Below are 616 nucleotides of genomic sequence, written 5' to 3' on the forward strand. Positions count from 1 at the left end.
AACGTCAGAGCACACACACCGCCTGATGGCAGCCGCGCGTTGACTGTGGGTTGAGGGTTGTAATCACGGGAAAAATTCGACTCGGAGCGGGTCAGGCGGTTGTCGTGCTGCGGCTTGTTAGCTTTGTTGGTTTTCGGGCAACGAGGGATCGAGACTCCAGAACGATTCGTGCAAACCATTGATCGCCGTGGCGGTCGGCTGGTCTTCTGCGTCGAGTTCATGCAATCCCCATCGAACATACTCCTCTCCCGTATCAGGATTCGAGTTCTGCGGAACAGAGGTGTAATCCTCCAGGAGATAGCAAACCTCTCGAAGCGATTCGGCCTGCTTGAATCGAACAAGATCCGTTATCGCCTCACTGCTTACTCCGGCATCGAGCATCTGTTGGAGAGCCTTCCCGTGCGGGGAATCAGCCGAATGCTTCAGTTCATAGTCGATCCAGTTCGTCGTCCCCGCGCGGGTGACGCAGTCCCACATCGCGCGAATCACCAAGAATCGCCCAAGTTGAGGAATGCCTTCGATCACTTGGGAACTTGCCCAAGATTCGGGATCGCTCACGCCCAGCTTGCGGAATACTTCGGTGAGTTCGTCTTGGTTCATTTTCTGAAGCTAACGT

General features: G+C 55.0%; 1 protein-coding gene. It reads right to left on the reverse strand.

The window, feature by feature from the left end:
* Nucleotides 1–117: 117 nt before the first annotated feature.
* Nucleotides 118–600 carry a hypothetical protein gene (locus tag ACFQY0_RS21300; RefSeq protein WP_379717110.1) on the reverse strand — a complete coding sequence of 161 codons (483 nt, stop codon included), beginning with the start codon at nt 598–600 and terminating at the stop codon, nt 118–120.
* Between the last annotated feature and the right edge of the window lie 16 nt (nt 601–616).

The sequence above is a fragment of the Haloferula chungangensis genome, from assembly GCF_042664875.1.
Lineage (GTDB): Bacteria > Verrucomicrobiota > Verrucomicrobiia > Verrucomicrobiales > Akkermansiaceae > Haloferula > Haloferula chungangensis.

Excerpts from the sequence above, each read along its gene's own strand:
- ACFQY0_RS21300 (WP_379717110.1), bottom strand. The coding sequence starts at position 600 with ATGAACCAAGACGAACTCACCGAAGTATTCCGCAAGCTGGGCGTGAGC.